16 protein-coding genes are annotated in these 15,495 nt (G+C 58.0%); 4 read left to right on the top strand and 12 right to left on the bottom strand.

Annotation, left to right across the window (positions count from 1 at the left end; translation table 11 throughout):
• Positions 1 to 5 precede the first annotated feature (5 nt).
• From PMI32_RS14070 to PMI32_RS14100, 7 genes are all read right to left on the bottom strand, one after another.
• Positions 6 to 1,352, bottom strand: coding sequence for a TadE/TadG family type IV pilus assembly protein (locus PMI32_RS14070; protein ID WP_008029700.1), 1,347 nt, complete (start codon positions 1,350 to 1,352; stop codon positions 6 to 8).
• Positions 1,353 to 1,425: 73 nt separating this feature from the next.
• Complete coding sequence (cpaB, locus tag PMI32_RS14075; RefSeq protein WP_008029698.1) at positions 1,426 to 2,244, bottom strand: Flp pilus assembly protein CpaB; 819 nt, start codon at positions 2,242 to 2,244, stop codon at positions 1,426 to 1,428.
• Between the two features lie 15 nt (positions 2,245 to 2,259).
• A complete protein-coding gene (locus tag PMI32_RS14080; protein WP_008029696.1) occupies positions 2,260 to 3,594 on the bottom strand; it encodes a DUF8689 domain-containing protein in 1,335 nt (444 codons plus the stop codon).
• A gap of 2 nt (positions 3,595 to 3,596) precedes the next feature.
• Positions 3,597 to 4,127, bottom strand: coding sequence for an A24 family peptidase (locus tag PMI32_RS14085; RefSeq protein WP_008029694.1), 531 nt, complete (start codon positions 4,125 to 4,127; stop codon positions 3,597 to 3,599).
• A gap of 28 nt (positions 4,128 to 4,155) precedes the next feature.
• Positions 4,156 to 4,347 (bottom strand): Flp family type IVb pilin, encoded by a 192-nt coding sequence (locus PMI32_RS14090; protein WP_008029692.1) that lies wholly within the window; start codon positions 4,345 to 4,347, stop codon positions 4,156 to 4,158.
• 153 nt (positions 4,348 to 4,500) lie between these two features.
• Complete coding sequence (locus tag PMI32_RS14095) at positions 4,501 to 4,692, bottom strand: Flp family type IVb pilin (RefSeq protein ID WP_008029690.1); 192 nt, start codon at positions 4,690 to 4,692, stop codon at positions 4,501 to 4,503.
• A gap of 151 nt (positions 4,693 to 4,843) precedes the next feature.
• Positions 4,844 to 5,035 (bottom strand): Flp family type IVb pilin, encoded by a 192-nt coding sequence (locus PMI32_RS14100; protein WP_008029688.1) that lies wholly within the window; start codon positions 5,033 to 5,035, stop codon positions 4,844 to 4,846.
• Positions 5,036 to 5,442: 407 nt separating this feature from the next.
• On the opposite strand from PMI32_RS14100, the gene PMI32_RS14105 reads away from it, so the two are divergent.
• Complete coding sequence (locus PMI32_RS14105) at positions 5,443 to 6,312, top strand: response regulator transcription factor (RefSeq protein WP_008029686.1); 870 nt, start codon at positions 5,443 to 5,445, stop codon at positions 6,310 to 6,312.
• A gap of 80 nt (positions 6,313 to 6,392) precedes the next feature.
• On the opposite strand, the gene PMI32_RS14110 is transcribed toward PMI32_RS14105, so the two are convergent.
• Positions 6,393 to 6,578: a hypothetical protein gene (locus PMI32_RS14110; protein ID WP_008029684.1), complete on the bottom strand. Its 186-nt coding sequence runs from the start codon at positions 6,576 to 6,578 to the stop codon at positions 6,393 to 6,395.
• A gap of 416 nt (positions 6,579 to 6,994) precedes the next feature.
• On the opposite strand from PMI32_RS14110, the gene PMI32_RS14115 reads away from it, so the two are divergent.
• Positions 6,995 to 8,620 carry a glucan biosynthesis protein D gene (locus tag PMI32_RS14115; RefSeq protein ID WP_008029682.1) on the top strand — a complete coding sequence of 542 codons (1,626 nt, stop codon included), beginning with the start codon at positions 6,995 to 6,997 and terminating at the stop codon, positions 8,618 to 8,620.
• Between the two features lie 204 nt (positions 8,621 to 8,824).
• Here PMI32_RS14115 and PMI32_RS14120 read toward each other — a convergent pair whose 3' ends face one another.
• The 3 genes from PMI32_RS14120 to PMI32_RS14130 form a co-directional block, all read right to left on the bottom strand.
• Positions 8,825 to 9,931, bottom strand: a complete 1,107-nt coding sequence (locus PMI32_RS14120) for an NADH:flavin oxidoreductase/NADH oxidase (RefSeq protein ID WP_008029680.1) — start codon at positions 9,929 to 9,931, stop codon at positions 8,825 to 8,827.
• 267 nt (positions 9,932 to 10,198) lie between these two features.
• Positions 10,199 to 11,908: a single-stranded-DNA-specific exonuclease RecJ gene (gene recJ, locus PMI32_RS14125; protein WP_008029678.1), complete on the bottom strand. Its 1,710-nt coding sequence runs from the start codon at positions 11,906 to 11,908 to the stop codon at positions 10,199 to 10,201.
• 58 nt (positions 11,909 to 11,966) lie between these two features.
• Positions 11,967 to 12,509, bottom strand: coding sequence for a YaeQ family protein (locus PMI32_RS14130; RefSeq protein WP_007944886.1), 543 nt, complete (start codon positions 12,507 to 12,509; stop codon positions 11,967 to 11,969).
• Positions 12,510 to 12,646: 137 nt separating this feature from the next.
• Here PMI32_RS14130 and PMI32_RS14135 point away from each other — a divergent pair, with 137 nt between their 5' ends.
• Complete coding sequence (locus PMI32_RS14135) at positions 12,647 to 13,846, top strand: CaiB/BaiF CoA transferase family protein (RefSeq protein WP_008029677.1); 1,200 nt, start codon at positions 12,647 to 12,649, stop codon at positions 13,844 to 13,846.
• Positions 13,847 to 13,904: 58 nt separating this feature from the next.
• Positions 13,905 to 14,768, top strand: coding sequence for a TIGR02285 family protein (locus PMI32_RS14140; RefSeq protein ID WP_008029675.1), 864 nt, complete (start codon positions 13,905 to 13,907; stop codon positions 14,766 to 14,768).
• 171 nt (positions 14,769 to 14,939) lie between these two features.
• Here the strand turns inward: PMI32_RS14140 and PMI32_RS14145 are convergent, their stop codons facing one another.
• Positions 14,940 to 15,227: a DUF3509 domain-containing protein gene (locus tag PMI32_RS14145; protein ID WP_008029673.1), complete on the bottom strand. Its 288-nt coding sequence runs from the start codon at positions 15,225 to 15,227 to the stop codon at positions 14,940 to 14,942.
• Positions 15,228 to 15,495: the final 268 nt, after the last annotated feature.

Below are 15,495 nucleotides of genomic sequence, written 5' to 3'. Positions count from 1 at the left end.
GCCTCCTATGAGTCAGTGCTCGGAGTACCGCTGCCGTTGAGATAGGTTTTGTAGAGCTGAATGATCTGTGGGCCGGAATCGGTTGACGGCGTAGGGCCGGCCACGTTGTCGCCTTCGCACTCCTTCACGAACTGCCCGAAGATCTGAGCGTCCCCGCCACCGCCATCCATTGGTTGCACCACGTAATAGCAGCCAAAACCGAGGACAGGGATCGAGGTTGAACCGCCTTGTTTGCCAGTGCAGTTGCCCACCACAATTTTCATCATCCGGCGCTCGAACACGCCATGGCTCTCACAACCACTGCCAGACCCTGCCACACACCCGGCAACGCTCGTGCGCCAGTCGTTGTAGTCAAATATCGCGTCGCCGCCCGCCGTGAGATTGCCGTTGCTCGAGGTGACGGTTTTCCCTTTGTACTTCGCCTGTGCCGGTGTGACCGAGTCGTCGTAAGTGATCGCGGGGTTGCTGGACTCGGTCACCATGTCCGGCGGATAGTCCGAGGCACTGACCGGGCCGTTGTAGATGCCGAAGCGTGTGTTCAAGCCTTGGGAGGTAGGGCCGACCTTGTTGCCAGGTGCGGTCTGGACGTTGTCCCCCACAGTGCGGCAGACCTTGCCACCTCCGGCCAGATCCTCCCTGACCGTACTGCCGCCCGAACCAAAATCGAGCAACTGAAAGTTGCCTGGACCAATGGGCGACGAATTGCCGGCAGCCGTCTTCAATACCTGCAAATCACCAAACTGGAAGCCCCAGAACACGCCGGCGCCAGGGTTGTATTGAGTCGGGTCGCCACAGACCATCAAAGGTGCGAGATCACAAGGACTGGTAGGGCTGGGTCCGGCAGTGGCGATTGCCGCCACCGCTTTGGCCCCCAGACCGCCAGAACCGAATACCTGGGCGAAGTTCCAGAAAAATCCGGTCAGGTTATAGCTCGGTACCGATACCCGAACGTATTTGGCATTCGCTGGCCCGGGATAGGAGAACGGCCCATAGACACTGCTTGCCAGTTCCACCACCGCGAATGTGGCTGCGTTGCCACCAACCGCCGTTGCCAATTCTGTGTTGCCCGTGGCATTCGCATTGTGCGTCAGCGTATTGAGTGCGGCAGTGCGCGTCGTACTGGCAATATTGATTCCACCTTCCACCTGACTCAGGGTTTTGGCACCACTCAGGGCCGCGGCGTCCACCGCATTCTGCAAGCGCGTTTTGTTCAGCATCATGTGCCCGCCGTCCAGAGCCAGTGCGGCCACCATGCCAATCGCCGCCAACGCGATCACCATCAATACACTCACCGATCCTTTCTGGCGCCTTGGCGTCGCAGTGAACGGCTGCTGAATACGACGATTCATCATCAAGCCCTCATTTGCCAATACTGATGCGGATCGGCTCCGCCAAGACCTGGTGTCCAGGACCTGTTACGCCCTGTCAGCGAATGTTGACTACTTTGGTTTCGACCCCGCGGATGACGGTGACAGCCCCACTACTTTCGCCACCGCTGCGTTGCACCACGCGTTTTGGCACCGTGGCGGTGGCCACCGTCATGACCGGTGCGGCAGGCGCTACAGGTGCAACGGCCGCGATTTTTTTCTCGGAGTTCAGCGGATTGCGCAAGGTCAATTGCAGTTTCCCTTCCGTTTGCGCCGTGACCAGGGTTTCAGCCTCTGCGGTCGTCATTTCCAGCGTCACTGCACGCACCACCACCGGTTGGGTCTTGTCGGTACCTGCCGTCTGGTCCACCGCCAATACCCGCAAGTTCTCGAGGATGGTCCTGGACACGGCGCTGTTGCTGCCGGCACTGGTGGTTTTGGTCGCGAGTACATCGACCCGGTTACCCGGCAACAGGAACCCGCCCACACCGACCACATCATCCACCCGTACCGAGATGGCACGCTTGTCTGTCGCAATCAGCGAAGCCAGAGTGCTGCCACCCAAGTGCTCGCTCAGACGCGCACCGCGCACAATGTCGCCCTTCAGAATGTCGAACGTTGCGATCTTGCCCACAGCCTTTTCGCTCAAGTCGAAGGCGTCTTCCGGGATCGTATCCATGGGCATGCGTACGGTCGTGACCTGCTGAGCCTCGACCATCTGCCCGAATGGAATCTCTACTGTGGCGACCACTACGCTTCGAAGGTGATCATCCGGGCTGGCATTGAGCCGGGCGCTCAGCCAGGAGTCGGCCATCCATGCAGCACCAAGGCCCATGACCAGGGAAACGCCTATCAGGGAAAGAGTACGAGAGCTCATGTCAGTATCTCCGTATCAAAGAAAGTCGAGCTGGACGAAGTAGTTGTGCCAGGCCCATTCCAACTCTTGCGGTGACAGTGGTCCGGAACCGCCCATGTAACGTTGACGATCGAGCGCCATGCTCAGGAGATCGCGGGGATGGCAAGGCACCAGGGGCATGCCTTCACTTGCATAAAGCCTTTGCAGCACATAACGCACCAGCAACTGGTCATAAGGCACGCCCAGACGCTCGCTTTCCTGACGCCAGATCTTTTCGTACTCCTCAGGCTTCAGATAACCGAATTGCAGCTTGTAGCCAATCCGGCGAAGAAAGGCCTCATCGGCCAACTCCAGGGGATTGAGGTTGGTGGAAAACACCAGAATCAGATCGAACGGCAGCTCGCAATGCCGACCGCCGCCCAGGTTGAGGAAATCGCACTTCTCTTCCATCGGGACGATCCAGCGATTCAACAACTCCGCGGGTGCCATGCGCTGACGCCCCATGTCATCGATGATGAACAGGCCATTGCTGGCCTTGAGCTGCAAAGAAGCCTGGTATTGGCGGGTGTTAGTGTCATAGCGAACGTCCAGTTGCTCCATGCTCAACTCACCGCCAGTGACGACGATCGGGCGTTTGCAGCGCAGCAATCGACGGTCGATCCCTTCGTTGAGCATCAGATTGTTCTGTTGAACGTTATCTTCGAACCGCTGATGCACTTGCGGGTCATAGATCTCGATCACGGACTCGTTGATGACGATGGCATGAGGCACCCAGATGGCCTCGGTGAACAGACGGATCAACCGACGGCTGATGTAGGTCTTGCCAGTACCCGCGGGGCCATAAATCATAATGGCGCGCCCGGAGTTCATCGCCACACCTAACTGATCGAGCATGCTGTCGGTAAGCACTACGCCAGCAAAGGCATTGCGCATATCGTTGGCGTTGATGCGACCATGGTGAATGGTTTGCAGTTTGATCAGGGATCGGTAGGTGTCCACCGGGAAGGGTGCCGCACCGATATAGCCACTGCGGGACAAGGCATCGCGGGCGGCGCTGCGACCGCGTTCGGTCAGGCCATAACGCAGCATTTGCCCACTTGTCGATTGCGACCCCAACTGGCCAAGCACTTCGACACGACCGTCCTTGCGCAGAAACGCCAGGACTTCATCAAGTACGGCGCCGGTCAGCGCCAGGCGCTCCACCAGCCGCGGCATGTCCAGCACGCCAGCGTCATACAAGTGTTTGCATACCAACTCACCGAGGAAACTGTCTGTCAGTCCAGTTTCGCGGATTGTGCACGGCTGGGGAGCCAGTCGTTGCACCGCGCCCCGAGCGCTGGGGTAGGCATCACTATCGACAATGATGTGCATGACTAGCCTCCGAATCCACCGGCAACCAGTTGCCAGTAGACGCTGATTAAAGTGCCTATCAAGATTGCAATCGAATAAGGGAAAGGCTTGCTGGCTACTTCATCTGAAGTTGGCGCCAGATAGGCCTGCGCCTTCAGAATCAACCAATAACGTCCCAGGGTCTGAAGCAGCTGGCCGCGATACAGCACAATCAAAAAACCGCACACGCCACCGGCTATCAGGCTGAACAAGGCAGCCCACAATGCAAAATGGAAGGGTAAAAAGCTGCCGACCATGGCCATTAACTTGACGTCGCCGGCGGCCATGCCACCCAAGGCGTACATCGGCAGAAACAGTGCAAAACAGACCAGGATGCCCAACAGGCTGTCACCCAATCCGCTGACGCCACCTAAATACATTTGACCGCCCAGTCCCAGGGCAAGGCCCAACAGGACCAGCATGTTGGGAATACGGTGGCGACGCAGATCGCTCACCACCGCCACGCCCAATAGTCCTAGCAGTAAAACAGTCATTACCAACAATTCCATGGACATGGCGCGCCCCCCCTAACCGGGATTATCGTTAGCAGGTAGCACCTTTGACCGCTGCGCAAAGTGCTGTAATCCTGGTGTTCACCTCGGCCCCCAAAAGAATAAACATTGCGGCAACCGCTACCGTAACTAATCCACCGGCCACGGCGTATTCCACAATTGTCAGGCCATCTTCATCTTTGGCGAACTTGGTGATTGAAGTTCTGATTGTTAGCAGATTCATTTTTGTATACCTCGCTTCAGCCGTGATATGGATCAGAAAGTACGTTGGCGGGGACAGCGTGAAGTCTATTGAGTTGCCCGGTCTATCAGAGAAACTGTAAAACTGGTTGCTCTATGGATATCACCGCGCCCCCGCCACAACGAGTGGTTGTCATCAGCAGGTGGCACCTTTGACCGCAGCGCACAGTGCTGTGATCCTGGTGTTCACGGCGCCACCTAAAAGAATAAACATTGCAGCAACAGCTACCGTAATTAATCCACCGGCTACCGCGTATTCCACAATGGTCAGGCCATCTTCATCTTTGGCGAACTTGGTAATTGAAGTTCTGATTGTTTGCAGATTCATTTTTTAGTACCTCGTTTCAGCGGTCATACGACTCAGAAAATACATTGGCGGGGTCTGCGCGAAGTTCATTGAGTTGCCGGTCGATCAGAGAAACTGTAAAACCGGTTGCTCCATGAATATCACCGCGCCCCACCACAGTGGGTTACTGTCATCAGCAGGTAGCGCCTTTGACCGCAGCGCACAGCGCTGTGATTCTGGTGTTCACGGCACCGCCCAAAAGAGTGAACATTGCGGCAACAGCTACCGTGATTAATCCGCCGGCCACCGCGTATTCCACAATGGTCAGACCGTCTTCGTCTTTGGCGAACTTCACTACCGAAGCCTTGATTGTTTGCATGATCATTTTGGCCACCTCACTCAAATGTTGTGTTTCTGAGGCAGAACTTTCTGTGCTGCCTGATGCAACCCTAGTCAGTAAGCAGGCATAGGCGTTAGGAGGATTTTGCACATCGTTAGGACTTTTTTGCGCAGCGGCCGGATACGGTTCATTGGCCTTTGCAGAAGTCGCGAGAGGGGTAAACAAGGCATTGAAACGCAACGGCAATTGCCATTGATTCAGAAGCGACAAGTGGTTAAACCCGGGTTCGTCGACAACACACCCGCAAACACTGGGACCGGACAACCTTCCAGGAAACACATAGATCGAACAGATCTGTAATTCGTCGTTTTTATAAGGATTCAATCTGCAAAGTGATGGCGTATTGGCAATACTAGCGAGTAGAGAGTCAATCAGACCTGCCGAGTAGAGACATGACGTCCAATTTGACCAAAAGGCCATCGCTCCTATGGTTCGATCTGACTCATGATCGATCCACGAAAGAACTCATCGCACAGTTCGAGGGTACCTGCGACTGCAAACTGGCGAAAAACTCCGCGCTGCCCATCGGGGAACAGGCGGACATGATCTGCATGCATTTCGATCGCCCCGACACACCAGGCTTGAGGCTGTTGCTGGAGATCAAACGCAGCACACCGGGCATCCCGATCACCATGTTCACCGTGCAGCACTCAGAGGAACTGGCCGTCTGGGCCATGCGTTCCAGCGTCTGGGAATACATGGTGCTCCCGCTCTCGCTCACAGAGAAAAGTCGCTACCTGACTGCTGTAGTTCAGCTCTGCGAGCTGCGCCGAAATGTGACCGACCTGCGCAAGACGATGCTGATCGACCACTCCCCAACCCTGCCGGACAGCATCCGGCTGACCTCAGGGCACCAAAAACACCAGGCGCTGAGCAATGTCATGCTGTACATCGAACAGCACTTTCGAGACAGCATCGATCAAAGGGATTTGGCGCAGCGCTGCGGCATGACGACATTTCGCTTCAGCCGCCTGTTCAAGGAAGCCAATGGACTTGGCTTCACGGATTACATCTTGAACAAGCGCATGAACTTCGCCAAAGAACTGCTCGACAACAGCCAGATGCCTATTACCAGCATCGGCTATGAGGCCGGCTTCAAGGATCCGTCCTACTTCGCTCGTGCCTTCAAGCAGTTCGCAAACTGCACGCCCAGTGAATACCGCTTGGCACGTCAAGTCAGAGCGACTGCAGCAGCGCAACTGGCGCAGGATGAAACTATCACTGAAGCGCTCGAAAGCCTGATAGAAAGCCTCAGCGGTTGATCGGCACCCGCAAGATTGCGCCCATGCCGGGCGCACATGAAAAAGGGGCAGACTTCACAGTCCGCCCCTCGGCTTCTTACTCAAAACCGCGAAACACTGCGCATCGCATCCACCAGATATCGCATCGCAATCCGGTCGTTCTCCGACAACTCGCGATACCGCTCCACCAGCTTCAACTCCTCGGAATTAAGCCGGCGCCTTCGCCGCCCCATACCCAGGCACGGAAAGATCCCCAACATTTCAGTGATGCCTTGTACTTTCGACATGGACGATGTCCCTCTCTACGTCAAAAAGAAAACTGCAAAAACCGCATCGCCCTACCCTTTTTCAGCGGTCACCTCGTGCCAACTGAATCCCACCGGCCTGAGGGCAGAAACCGGTTATGCCCATAGAATAGGAACTAAATTGGCGCTGAAAAGCGGTTTTTAGAGTAATTAGTCAAAAAAAGCAGAAATGCCGCATAAATCAGAAATCTCTGTGGGAAACGTTTACCGGAAATGTCTTGTTTCATAGCGGTGCCACTGCCACGCCATCAATCATTTTTGCTCTGCCACCGAACGGTTTAAGCTATTTGGCATCTGTTTAAAGTCCGTTGCGTTTGGCCGAAGGCATGTCCGAACCTCCATTTCTGATCCAGCACGTGCCAGGAACGGCGCGGGATTGTTCACGACAGGTTGTACTTATGCACCGCAGGAATTTGCTCAAAGCGTCCATGGCCATCGCTGCCTACACCGGTTTGTCTGCCTCCGGCCTGTTGGCTGCGCGGGCCTGGGCCGGTAATGGCACGGCTGACGGCGAGGCACAGGCGTTCGATTTCGAAGCCCTGAAAATCCAGGCCAAGCAACTTGCCGGCAACCGCTATCAGGACACCAAGCAAGTGCTGCCGCCGACCCTGGCGACCATGACCCCACAAAATTTCAACGCGATCCGCTACGACGGCAATCATTCGCTGTGGAAGGATTTGAAAGGTCAGCTGGACGTGCAGTTTTTTCACGTCGGCATGGGTTTCAAGCAGCCGGTGCGCATGTACAGCGTCGACCCCAAGACACGTCAGGCGCGGGAGGTGCATTTCCGCCCTTCGCTGTTCAACTATGAAAACACCACGGTCGATACCAAGCAGCTCACGGGCGATCTGGGTTTCTCCGGGTTCAAGCTGTTCAAGGCCCCGGAACTGGACCGGCACGACGTGCTGTCTTTCCTCGGCGCCAGCTATTTCCGTGCGGTAGACGCCACTGGCCAATACGGCCTGTCGGCACGCGGTCTGGCGGTCGATACCTACGCCAAGAAGCGCGAAGAATTCCCCGACTTCACCAAGTTCTGGTTCGAAACCCCGGACAAGGACAGCACCCGTTTCGTGGTCTACGCCCTGCTGGACTCGCCAAGTGCCACCGGCGCCTACCGTTTCGATATCGATTGCCAGGCCAGTCAGGTCGTCATGGCCGTCGACGCCCACATCAATGCGCGTACCGCCATCGAACAACTGGGCATCGCACCGATGACCAGCATGTTCAGCTGCGGCACCCACGAGCGGCGCATGTGCGACACCATCCACCCGCAGATCCACGATTCGGATCGCCTGGCAATGTGGCGTGGCAACGGCGAGTGGATCTGCCGTCCGCTGAACAACCCGGCAACCCTGCAATTCAATGCCTTCGCCGACACCGACCCGAAAGGTTTCGGCCTGGTGCAGACCGACCACGAGTTCGCCAGTTATCAGGACACCGTCGACTGGTACAGCAAACGACCGAGCCTGTGGGTAGAACCTACAACCGCGTGGGGCGAAGGCTCTATCGATCTGTTGGAAATTCCTACAACCGGCGAAACCCTGGATAACATCGTCGCGTTCTGGACTCCGAAGAAACCGGTCGCGGCCGGCGATTCCCTGAACTACGGCTACAAGCTGTACTGGAGCGCTTTGCCGCCGGTCGGAACGCCACTGGCGCGGGTCAACGCGACCCGTTCGGGCATGGGCGGCTTCACTGAAGGTTGGGCGCCGGGCGAGCATTACCCGCCAGTCTGGGCGCGCCGGTTTGCGGTGGACTTCACTGGCGGCGGGCTGGATCGCTTGCCGCAAGGTACGGGCATCGAACCGGTGGTGACGTGCTCCAACGGCCAGGTCAAGGATTTCAACGTGCTGGTGCTGGATGACATCAAGGGCTACCGGATTACCTTTGACTGGTTCCCGACCAATGACAGTGTGGCCCCGGTGGAGCTACGGTTGTTTATTCGCACCAATGACCGGACGTTGAGCGAGACCTGGTTGTATCAGTATTTCCCGCCGGCGCCGGAGAAGCGTAAGTACACCTGAAGTTAAAGGGTTGTCTGGCCGGGCCCTTTCGCGGGCAAGCCTCGCTCCTACAAGTTGATGTCGAGCCTATCATCCTCGTCCGACACTAACCTGTAGGAGCGAGGCTTGCCCGCGAAGATGGCCTAACAGCCAACAAACATCCCTGCACAGAAACGCAAAAGCCCCGATCACATCGATCGGGGCTTTTTGCTTTTAGCGCATCACTCAGTCACGCAAATCCGACTCATGAATCGGCTGATCCCGATGCGTCGCGCGTTGATACTGCGCCGGCCAGATGGCCTTGTGTCCACCCAAATCATCATCCGCATGCAATGGCCAGTACGGGTCGCGCAGCAGCTCACGGGCGAGGAAGATAATGTCCGCCTGACAGGTGCGCAGAATGTGCTCGGCCTGGGCCGGCTCGGTGATCATTCCTACGGTGCCGGTGGCGATGCCTGACTCCTTGCGCACTCGTTCGGCGAAGCGGGTTTGATAACCGGGGCCTGTAGGAATTTCCGCGTTGACCGCCGTGCCGCCCGACGACACATCGATCAGGTCCACACCCAAATCTTTGAGGCGACGCGCCAGTTCAACGGTTTCATCCGGATTCCAGCCGTCTTCCACCCAATCGGTGGCCGAGACCCGTACGAACACCGGCAACTCCTCAGGCCACACCGCACGCACCGCTTCGGTGACTTGCAGCACCAACCGAATTCGATTCTCGAACGAACTACCGTATTGATCGCGTCGCTGATTGCTCAAGGGCGATAGAAATTGATGCAACAGGTAACCATGAGCCGCGTGAACTTCGACGACTTTGAAACCGGCGATCAGCGCCCGTTTCGCTGAATCAACGAACGCCTGGATGACCTCGGCAATTTCACTCTCATTCAGCTGCTTCGGTGGTGTGTGCTGTGGGTCGAACGCAATGGGCGAAGGGCCGACCGGCGTCCAGCCGCCATCTTCAGGTTTGACGCTACCGTGCTTGCCGATCCACGGCCGATGGGTGCTGGCCTTGCGCCCGGCGTGGGCCAGTTGAATACCGGCGACAGCGCCTTGAGCGGCGATGAAACGCGTGATGCGTTGCAGGGGTTCGATCTGTTCGTCATTCCACAAACCGAGGTCTTCGGCGGTGATGCGTCCATCGGCGGTCACCGCCGTGGCTTCAGTAAAAACCAGACCGGCCCCACCGACAGCACGACTGCCGAGATGAACCAGGTGCCAGTCATTGGCCAGGCCATCGACACTCGAATACTGGCACATCGGTGACACCGCGATGCGGTTGAGCAGGGTCAATTGGCGAAGGGTATAGGGTTCAAGCAGCAGACTCATGGGGCACCTCTCGAATCAGTGGGCAGGCTCCAGGGTTCTGTTTGAAAGTCGACGAGTGACAGGAAAAAGGTGCAGCACCCGCCCCCGCGGGCAAAAAATTCGACAAGACGTCACAAGGAAAATCAAGCAGTGCTTAGAGCCTAGTCGACATTGACGGTTGAGGGAGGGTTCCGAGAGATTCGGTGTGAGGGAAATCGCTTCGCGAGCAAGCCCGCTCCCACAGGGTCTGCGCAGATCCTGTGGGAGCGGGCTTGCTCGCGAATGGGGTCAACGCGGTTCTATGTGGGCAATCATCAACTGGACCGTCTCATTCCCGCGAAACTCGTTAAGGTCGAGCTTGTAGGCCAGTTCCACCCATTTGATGGTCGGGTTCGGCCAGATATCGCGGTCGATTCCGAACGCGATGCCGTCCAGCTTCACCGAACCGCATTCACTTCTCAGCACAACTTTGAGGTGCCGTTCACCAACAACCCGTTGTTCGACCAACTGGAACACACCATGGAACAACGGCTCCGGGAAGTGTTGCCCCCAAGGACCGGCATGCCGCAATGCACGCGCCAGTTCGAGGTGAAATTCTTCGACCGCCAAAGTCCCGTCCGACAGCAGTCGCCCGGTCAGGTCCTCCTCGCGCAATTGCCTACGCACTTCAGCGTCAAAGGCTTCGGCGAACAGCGGAAAATTCGCTTCCGGCAAGGTCAAGCCTGCCGCCATGGCATGGCCGCCGTACTTGCTGATCAAATTTGGGTGCTGAGCCGCCACCACGCTCAAGGCGTCGCGAATATGGAAGCCTTGCACCGAACGCCCCGAGCCTTTGAGCATGCCATCGCCTGCATCGGCAAATGCGATGGTCGGGCGGAAATAGCGCTCTTTCATACGCGAGGCGAGGATGCCGATGACACCCTGGTGCCACTCGGGATCGAACAGGCACAGGCCGAACGGCATCGATTCCACCGGCAAATCCTTGAGCTGGGCCAGCGCCTCGCGCTGCATGCCCTGCTCGATGGATTTGCGGTCCTGGTTCATGCCGTCCAGCTGGATAGCCATTTCCCGGGCGAGCCCGGCGTCTTCGGTGAGCAGGCATTCGATGCCCAGGCTCATGTCATCCAGCCGCCCCGCCGCGTTCAGGCGCGGGCCGACAATGAACCCAAGATCCGTGGACGTGATGCGCGCATGATCACGCTTCGCCACTTCGAGGATCGCCTTGATCCCCGGCCGCGCACGTCCGGCGCGGATTCGCTCGAGGCCTTGGTGGACGAGAATCCGGTTGTTGGCGTCCAGCGGTACCACGTCGGCGACGCTGCCGAGGGCCACCAGGTCCAGCAGCTCGCCGATGTTCGGCTGCGGCTTGCTCTCGTACCAGCCGAGGCTGCGCAGGCGTGCGCGCAGGGCCATCAGCACGTAGAAAATCACCCCGACGCCGGCCAGTGCCTTGCTCGGAAACCCGCAGCCCGGCTGGTTGGGATTGACGATGGCATCGGCCAGCGGCAATTCATCGCCCGGCAAGTGGTGGTCGGTGACCAGCACGTTGAGGCCAGCCTTTTTCGCCGCCGCCACGCCTTCAACGCTGGAGATGCCGTTGTCCACGGTGATCAGCAACTGCGGCGTGCGGGTCAGCGCCACCTCAACGATTTCAGGCGTAAGGCCGTAGCCATACTCGAAGCGGTTCGGCACCAGATAATCAACGTGAGCCGCGCCCAGCAGTCGCAGGCCCAACATGCCCACGGTACTGGCCGTCGCGCCGTCGGCGTCGAAGTCGCCGACAATCAGAATCCGCTGACGCTGCTCCAGCGCGGTCACCAGCAAATCCACCGCGGCATCGATGCCCTTGAGCTGCTGGAACGGAATCAGCCGCGCCAGGCTCTTGTCCAGTTCAGCCTCTGAAACCACGCCCCGCGCCGCGTACAGACGGGTTAGCAGCGGCGGCAGGTCACCGAGGAATGGCAGGGTGTCGGGCAACAGGCGAGGTTCGATGCGCATGGGGTGACAGGTACTTCTCTTGAATACGTAGGATAAAACCGGATGACGTGGCGAAAAATCAGCCGCGTTCGCCGCTCAGCCACTGCAACTGGACTTCGTGCTGACCACGGTCGTCGGTGACGAAAATCGTCCCTTCGCTGATCATCACGTCCCACTTGATAACGCGCGGCATGTCTTTGGCCAGGGTTTCCAGAACTTCCTGCGGCACAGCAGCGATGTGCACGTTTTTCAGGTTCTTGATCGCCGGGATCACTTTGGTTTCCCAGACGCGCAAGCTGCCGTAGGCCAGCAGGCTGGTGCGTTCGGTGCGACGCGAGCACCACGTCAGGCGGTCGGCGTCTGGCTGACCGACTTCGATCCAGTGCAGTACGCGATCATCCAGGCTCTTTTCCCACAGGGCGGGTTCATCCACGTCTGACAGACCACGGCCAAACGACAGCTGCTCGTTGTACCAGAAGGCGTAGGCCAGCAGCCGCACAGTCATGCGCTCTTCGGTTTCCGAAGGGTGACGGGCGATGGTCTGCTTCACCGTCTCGTAAACGCTGCGGTCGAGGTCGGTAAGGTTCAGTTCAAACTTGTAGGTCGTGGACGGCTGGGCCATGAACGGGCTTCTTGATACGTGGAAAGGCGGCAAGTCTAACCGATGCGGCAGGCTTCGCGGCCATCAACCTTGAGCGACTGACGGCGGGCTGTGCTAAAACGCTCTATCAGCCAAGCCTTTGTCCTACAGGATCCAGCATGCCGTTCACCGCCAAACCCCTCTCAGGTCTGAAAGTCATCGAATTGGGCACGTTGATCGCCGGGCCGTTTGCCTCGCGCATTTGCGGCGAATTCGGTGCCGAGGTCATCAAGATCGAATCCCCCGACGGTGGTGATCCGTTGCGCAAATGGCGCAAGTTGTATGAAGGCACGTCACTGTGGTGGTTCGTTCAGGCACGCAACAAAAAGTCCCTGACCTTGAACCTGAAACACCCGGACGGCCTGGCGATCCTGAAAAAGTTGCTCGGTGAAGCGGACATCCTCATCGAGAATTTTCGCCCCGGCGTGCTGGAAAAGCTCGGTCTGGGCTGGGACGTCTTGCACGCACTGAACCCGAAACTGGTGATGGTGCGCCTTTCGGGTTTCGGCCAGACCGGGCCCATGAAGGATCAACCGGGTTTTGGTGCGGTCGGTGAATCCATGGGCGGCCTGCGCTACATCACCGGGTTTGAGGATCGACCGCCGGTACGCACCGGGATTTCCATCGGCGACTCGATTGCGGCGCTCTGGGGCGTGATCGGTGCGCTGATGGCTTTGCGTCATCGCGAGGTCAATGGCGGCCAGGGTCAAGTGGTGGATGTGGCGCTGTACGAAGCGATCTTCGCCATGATGGAAAGCATGGTCCCGGAGTTCGACGTGTTCGGTTTCATTCGCGAACGCACCGGCAACATCATGCCCGGCATCACACCCTCCTCGATCCACACCAGCGCCGACGGCAAACATGTACAGATCGGCGCCAATGGCGATGCGATTTTCAAGCGATTCATGCTGATCATCGGCCGCGAAGACCTGGCCAACGACCCGGCGCTGGCCAGCAATGACGGGCGTGACAGCCGTCGCGACGAGATTTATGGGGTGATTGATCGCTGGGTCAATGCGCTGCCGCTGGACACCGTCATCGAGCAGTTGAATCAGGCCGACGTCCCCGCCAGCCGGATCTTCAGCGCCGAAGATATGTTCAGTGATCCGCAGTACCTGGCTCGGGAAATGTTCCTGAAGGCAAAGCTGCCGGACGGCAAAGATTTCAAGATGCCGGGAATTGTGCCGAAACTCTCAGAGACACCCGGCAGTTCGCAATGGGTCGGGCCGCAGTTGGGCGAACACAATGCGCAGGTACTCAACGATCTTGGCTACGACAAGGAACAGATCGCAAAGCTGCGTGAAGACGGGGCCATCTAAGCTGAAACGCCTGCTTTCGCTGCTCATCACAGACTGCCTGTCGCACGGCAGGAGGGTGATGTGCGCGCTCGCGGCGATAGCCTTGCTCATCGGTCCGACCTCGTCGGCGATGGCGCAGCCCAAGGAAACCATGATCTGGCTGTTGCGGGATCTGCCACCGCTGACGATTTTCGAAGGACCGAAAAAGGGCCTGGGCGTCATCGACCAACTGTTGCCGCTGTTGATCGCCGACATGCCGCAATACGAACACACCTTGATGCGAGTCAACCGTGCTCGCGCCTTGCAAATGCTCCACGAGCCGTCCCTTACCTGCGATGCGGCGCTGAACCGGAGCAAGGAACGCGAACGCTGGATCGCGTTTTCGATTCCGGTGTTTCGGGCCATGAGTAACGGCGTGGCCGTAAGGCGCGTAGACCGTGAGACGCTTGCCCCCTTCATCCAGGACGGTGAACTGGACCTGGCGGCCTTCCTGGCGAGCGGCGGCGAGAAGCTGGGCATTATCGCCGAGCGTAACTACGGTGATTACCTCGACGCGCTGCTCAAACAGGCACCACCTGACTCGCTGACCCCGCACTACGGCAACGACGCCTTGGGCAGCCTGTTGCAGATGCAACGCCTGGGGCGCTTGCGGCTGCTGTTGGGCTACCGCCCGGAAATCCGCTATCAGGCCCAACAGCAAGGGATCGCCGAGGATGAATTGCAGTTCTACCCGATTCGCGGCGCCGAGAAATTCTTGTCCGGTTACATCGGCTGCACCGACACGCCCAAAGGCCGGCAGGCGATTGTCGAGATCAATCAATTGCTGCGCAAAATGCCCCACGATCGCTTGAGCGAGGCGTACGCCGCGTGGCTCGACCCGGAAAGTCGCGATGCCTATCTGGAGGAATCCAGGAAGTATTTCGAGCAACAGGCGCTGGAATGACAAATCGCGGGCAAAAAGAAACCCCGAGAAGTGGGGAGACATCTCGGGGTTAAACGTGGTCTACAAAGAGACCAGTGGCAGCACGACTACAAGCACCGGAGCACAATGCTTGATCCTGCTGTTACATGCTCTGACTGACCTTGGTCGAGGAAGGTTCCCACAAAAGACAATTCAATTACGGCTGGCCAAAACCTTGTCTTGTGCAGCGTTGCGCAATGCCGCGATAACGCAGGGTTCCAGGCGTCCTTCGGCAATCATCAGATCGCGATGCAAGCCGTCGACCACATCCGTGAGCAGACGTTTGTCGTTCAACTGGGCCTGATTGAACTCCCGCTCAACCACGATGGCGCCGGTTGTGCTCTTCAGTGTCACCAGGCATTCGCCGTGGGCGCCCGAGGGGGTCAACGTTACCTGGTACGGGCTCAGAGCCTCACCGAGCAATAGATTGATACTTTCCATCTCGATCACCACTCAATAGTCCGAAAACAAAGTGCCTGGGGCGTGTTCACATTAAGTGACCATTGGCCCGAGAAGAAAGTTCTGGATTCCAGGTGCAGGCGCGTCGGCGTCTCTGGTGGGTAGAGCATGCATGGGGTAGATGACAGGTTTGTGTATGGCTTGGGTTTTGGTGGTGGATTGGGATTGGGATTGGGATTGGGATTGGGTGAATATCCGGTTCTTCGGTGAGGGCGGCTATTGGTTTCGCCCTTACGGCGAGTCACTTGGA

It is taken from the genome of Pseudomonas sp. GM60, assembly GCF_000282415.1.
Taxonomy (GTDB): domain Bacteria; phylum Pseudomonadota; class Gammaproteobacteria; order Pseudomonadales; family Pseudomonadaceae; genus Aquipseudomonas; species Aquipseudomonas migulae.
This window is presented reverse-complemented; position numbering and strand designations above follow the sequence as displayed.